The organism is Pseudomonas vranovensis DSM 16006, assembly GCF_000425805.1.
GTDB lineage: Bacteria > Pseudomonadota > Gammaproteobacteria > Pseudomonadales > Pseudomonadaceae > Aquipseudomonas > Aquipseudomonas vranovensis.
This window is the reverse complement of the sequence record NZ_KE384458.1, coordinates 1-4,853: the sequence shown is the minus strand read 5'-3', so window position 1 is coordinate 4,853 and position 4,853 is coordinate 1. Positions and strand designations below refer to the sequence as shown.

The following is a 4,853-nucleotide window of genomic DNA, read 5'->3' as shown; positions in this document are numbered from 1 at the left end:
CGCAGGCTGGCGCCAGCGGCTACAGCGGTTTGCCGTAGCCGCTGCCGAGGTACGAGGCTGCGATCGGCTGCGCAGCAGTCGTAGTTGCAACGACGCAACCACGGAGCCCCCCCTAATACCCGGTCATCTCCAGGTAACCACTGCCCCCCTCGCTTCCCTTCAATCGCACCGGCCCCTCCCAGTATGCAAAGCGGGTGTGCATCCAGGCCCTGGGCTCCAACGCCTCGACCTCTACATCCACACCCCGCCCGGGCACCCTTACCCGCCAGCGCGTTGGCACCTGCTTGCCGTTTTCCTGCAGCGTCCAGGTCAGCGCCTCAAGCTGGACCTGCTCGCCTTGCAGTGCCTGCGCCTGCCCCTCGGTAGTGATCCACGTGCCTGCGCGGTAAGGCTGGCCCTGTTGTTCACGCACCTGGAACAGCATCAGCTTGGCACCGCTGTCCAGGTGCAGGGAAAACCAGTCCCACCCGGATTGCCCGGCCGCCAGGGGTTGACTGCTCCACTCGCGGTCCAGCCAGGCACGGCCGGTAACCGCGACATGCCGACCTTCACGCTCCACCTCGCCAGTGACCCGGAAAAACGGCTGGCTGTAGTAGTACGAGGCTTGCCCTTTGCCGGACTTTTCGCTGTAGCCCTTGACGCCATGCAGCACCAGCGGGCCCCTACTGACCAGGTCCAGGCGGTAGGCAAAACCCTGACCGCGTGCATGCATTTGCAACTGCCCGAGGTCATCGGCGCCCTGCAACGACCAATCGTTGATCCACGCCCGAAATGGCCGAACCTCCACACCTGCCTGGCCAATGCCACCCCGGGCAAGGGTTTCAGCGGACTGATGCCCTCCCGGCCCGGTCAGTGCCGCATGCCCCATCCACAGGTTCGGGCTGGTCCAGCCGGCAGCCTCCGGCCCGGGGCGCAGGGCCGAGCGAAACAAGGTCCACTGCGCCCCCCACGCCTGCCCTTGCGCATCCTCGAGGTTGGCGGTGATGTACCACCACTCGATGCGAAAACCGTCGTGGGCACCGTGGTCACGGGGAAAGACCAGTGCATGGTCACGGATCACCTGTTTGAATGCACCGGCGTCCTGCCCCAGCCCGGCATAGCCCTTGGGCGCGGGCGCAGGCTGGTCACACCCGCACAGCAGCAGGAACATCACCGCCCACGCTTCACGCTTCATCGGCAAATTGCCTCAATAACGCGCCCGGCTGGCATCGCATCAGCTGCCACAACGGCCAGGCGCTGGCCAACAGGCTGGTGAGCACGCCGAGCAACCCCAGCTGTAACAACTGGCCGGGAAACACGTACAGCGGCAAACGCCAGCCAAACGCCTGAACATTCACCACGGCCACCAGGCACCAGGCCAGCAGCAACCCCAAGGGGATCGCCAGCAGCACGGTGAGGGTGCTGAGCATCAAGGTCTGGCCCAGGGTCAACCACACCAGTTGCGTGCGCTGCACGCCCAGCGCCCAGAGCGGCGCCAGTTGGCCCAGGCGACTTTGGCCCAGGGTCAGCAGGCTGATGAACAAGGCGACGCCGGCAACCCCGAGCGTGAGGCTGTTGAGCGCGGCAGTGGCGGCAAAGGTGCGGTTGAAGACGCCTGTCGACCAGCGCTTCAAGCGCGACTGCTCGACCACGCGGCTGTCGCCCAGGGCAAAGCGCTGCTGCAACGCCGCTTTGAGCGCCGAGAGGTGCTCGGGCGCGAGGTCCAGGCTCAGGCCGCTCAAGTTTGCGCGCGGCCAGTGTCGGCGCAGCCAATCGGCATTGACCAGCACATGCCCCTTGGGGTTGCCATAGTCGGCGTATACCCCGACCACAGTCATGGCCGGTGCAGAACCTGCAGGCAGTTCAAGAGCGTCGCCCACCGTCACACCCAGTCGCCGGGCCAACTGTTCGCTGAGCATCAGCGCCCGACCGCTGGCCAGTTGCGCCCAGGCGCCCGGGCTTTGTTCCAGCAACGGCCAGCGCGTGCGATAGCCGGGGTGGGCGATGATGCCCTGGACCTGCACCGGCCACTGCTGCAAGCGCAGCTCGACCCGCCAGCTTGGCAGCACAGCGCTGACCTGCGGTTGCTGTTCGAGCCAGTCACGTACGTCGAGGGCCTGGGCGGTATCCCTGGGTGTGATGTAGAGGTCGGCGGACAGTCGTTGGTCAAGCCAGCCGATGAAGGTCTTGCGAAAGCCTTCGGTCATGCTACCCACGCCCACACTGGCGGCCAGCGCGAGCAGCAAGGCCATCAGCGCCAGGTTCAGCGCCGGCAGTTGCTGGCGGCTGTCGGCGATGAACCACTGGCTCAAAGGCCGCTGGCAAATACGCGCCAGCCAGGCCAGCGCAGCGTCGAGCACGGCAGGCAACAACAGCGCCGACGCCAGCAACAGTGCTGCCAGCAGGACAAAGGCGCTGGCCAGGCTATTGCCCAGTTGCCAACAACCAAGCACCACCAGCAGCAAAAGCCCCGACGCCAACGCCTGGCGCTTCAGCCAGGGGCCTTGTGCCAGGCGCCATGCCTGGGGTTGCGCCAGGGCCAGCAGCGGCAAACGGGCGGCGCGCAGCACGCTGCCGATGCCGGCCAGCAGCGCCCCCAGCACACTCACGAGCACCCCCGCCAACCACCACCAGGCCGGCAAACTCAACTGCCCCGCGACCTGGGCGCCATACAAACCTCGCAGGCTGGCTGCAACGTCGGGCAGCAACATCGCGGCCAGCGCATAGCCGCTGGCCGCGCCGATCAGACCGCCCAACACGGCGAATACCCCCAATTCCAGCGCCAGCCCGGCCAGCACGATGGGCAAACTGACGCCACAGGCGCGAAGCGTGCGGATCAGCCCGCGCCGCTGCTCTAGGGCCAGGCCAATGGCGGCATGGGCGATAAACAACCCGACGACGAAGGCCAACAGGCCCAGGGCGGTGAGGTTGAGGTGAAAGCTGTCGGTCAGCCGCTGCAGGCCGCCGTCGTCGCCGGGGGGTTGCAGCTCAAGGCGCGCGGCAAGGGACGCGGGCAATGGCCCTGGCGGCCCCGCCAGCAGCAACCGCGACAACTGCCCGGGCGCCTGCAACAACACCTGGGCATGGCCGATATCCACCACGATCACGCCCGGCGCCAAGTCTGGCATGAGGACAAAGGGCGGCAACGTCAGCCCTTCACTGCTGACCGCGTGATCGGTGGCGCTCATGCCCAGTTGCTGCAGGGTGTCCGGACCGATCCAGGCCTGCCCCGGTGTACCGACGAACGCCTGCAGGTCGAAGTCCTCCGGGTGCGCGCCGGCAACAGCCGTTGCCGGTGGCAGGCTCAGTGGCTCGATACCCAGCACGCGAACACTGCGTGGCTGCTCGCCGGCGAAGCGCAAGCGGCCCTCCAGTACCGGCGAAGCCTGCCAGCCCAGCTGGCGCAGCTGCAGGTAGAGCGATTGGTCGAACCGCTCACCGTCACGCGGCACCAGTTGCGCGTGCAGCGGCCCCGCCATCACTGCACTGGCGCGGGCATAGTCATTGCGTGCCTGGCTGTTCAGCGCCTGGACGCCAGTCCACAGTGCCGTGGCCAGCCACAGCCCGGTCAGGATGCTGAAACACTGCAGGCGATGGCGCCGCCAGTGGCTCAGCAACGCCTGCAGGGCAATCAGCAAGGTGCTCACCGGCGTGGCTCGGGTTGCACGCGACCGGCCTGCAGGACACAGCGCTGCTGCAGGTGCGCCGCCAGGCGGTGACTGTGGGTCACCATCAACAGGCTGCTGCCCACCTCGCCGACCAGTTGCAACATCAGGCTCAACACCGCATCGCTGCTGGCCTCATCAAGGCTGCCGGTGGGCTCGTCGGCCAATAAAAGCGCGGGGCGCCCGGCCAATGCGCGACCGATCGCAACCCGCTGTTGCTGGCCGCCTGACAGTTGCTCCGGATAACGCTGCAGCACGTCCAAGAGGCCCAGGCGCCCCGCGAGGTACGCCACCCACGGCGGATCATGCCGGCCGGCCAGGCGTGCCTGAAACGCAAGGTTGGCGCCCACATCCAGGCTGCTGATCAAGTTGTACTGCTGGAACACCAGCCCTATGCCCTCCCGGCGCCAGCGCGCGAGCGCCGGTTCCGAGCGATTGTCGAGGGGTTGATCGTCGATCAGGATGCGCCCGCTATCAGCCCGATCAAGGCCCGCCACCAGGTGCAGCAACGTGCTTTTGCCACTGCCCGACTCGCCCATCAGCGCCAGGCTGCTACCGCGTGCCAGGTACAGGTCGACGCCCTGCAATACTGGCAGCAGGCCCTGGGCGGTGGTGTATGACTTGCGCAATTGTTCGATGACCAGCATCTACGGCGACCCTTACCCGGTGTGCTTCACAGCGTAGTTGCCAAGCCAGCCAAACGCAGTGAAAGTACGCGCCCCGCTTACCTTACACACCCCAGGGAAGGTTTTTTGAATGCGTGAACGTAAATCGGCGCGATTGCTGGTCATCAACCCCGATCAGCAGGTGCTGCTGTTCAAGTTCGTCCACAAGGACGATGCACTGGCTGGTAGCGAACACTGGGCGACGCCGGGCGGTGGGCTTGAGGAAGGCGAAACCTTCCAGGCGGCGGCGATACGTGAACTGCGCGAGGAGACGGGCATCCAGATCAGCTCGGTTGCCGAGCCGGTTGCTGAACGCCGGTTTGAAATGCTGCTGCCCAGTGGCGAGTGGGTGTTCTCGGTCGAGCAGTACTTTGTCGTGCAGGTAGCAGACCCGACACTGTCCCGCGCCGACTGGACCGCGCATGAGCTGAAAGTGATGGCCGAGCACCACTGGTGGTCGGTGGAGGAGCTGCGGTGTACTGAACAGACGGTGTGGCCTGAAGCGCTGCTGGAGATGCTGCGGCCTGTTTACGGTGATGCACGG

At 66.3% G+C, this 4,853-nt stretch carries 4 protein-coding genes; 1 reads left to right on the top strand and 3 read right to left on the bottom strand.

The features are described 5' to 3' along the window. Window positions 1–112 precede the first annotated feature (112 nt). The 3 genes from H621_RS0124920 to H621_RS0124910 are packed head-to-tail and all read right to left on the bottom strand — an operon-like array spanning window position 113 to window position 4,291. On the bottom strand, window positions 113–1,174 hold the full coding sequence (locus H621_RS0124920) for a lipocalin-like domain-containing protein (protein ID WP_028945985.1): 1,062 nt from the start codon (window positions 1,172–1,174) through the stop codon (window positions 113–115). Beyond that, window positions 1,164–3,626 (bottom strand): ABC transporter permease, encoded by a 2,463-nt coding sequence (locus H621_RS0124915; RefSeq protein ID WP_028945984.1) that lies wholly within the window; start codon window positions 3,624–3,626, stop codon window positions 1,164–1,166. Before H621_RS0124915 ends, H621_RS0124920 begins: the two co-directional genes overlap by 11 nt. Then, the gene (locus tag H621_RS0124910) at window positions 3,623–4,291 is read right to left on the bottom strand and encodes an ABC transporter ATP-binding protein (RefSeq protein WP_028945983.1); all 669 of its coding nucleotides are present in this window, start codon (window positions 4,289–4,291) and stop codon (window positions 3,623–3,625) included. Before H621_RS0124910 ends, H621_RS0124915 begins: the two co-directional genes overlap by 4 nt. 109 nt (window positions 4,292–4,400) lie before the next feature. Between H621_RS0124910 and H621_RS0124905 the strand changes: the two genes are divergently transcribed. After that, window positions 4,401–4,853: NUDIX hydrolase (locus H621_RS0124905; protein WP_028945982.1), on the top strand; the 453-nt coding region annotated here is incomplete at its 3' end.

What these genes read in the sequence shown, in the direction of transcription:
- H621_RS0124910 (WP_028945983.1), bottom strand. Translation starts at nt 4,291, where the DNA reads ATGCTGGTCATCGAACAATTGCGCAAGTCATACACCACCGCCCAGGGC.
- H621_RS0124920 (WP_028945985.1), bottom strand. Translation starts at nt 1,174, where the DNA reads ATGAAGCGTGAAGCGTGGGCGGTGATGTTCCTGCTGCTGTGCGGGTGT.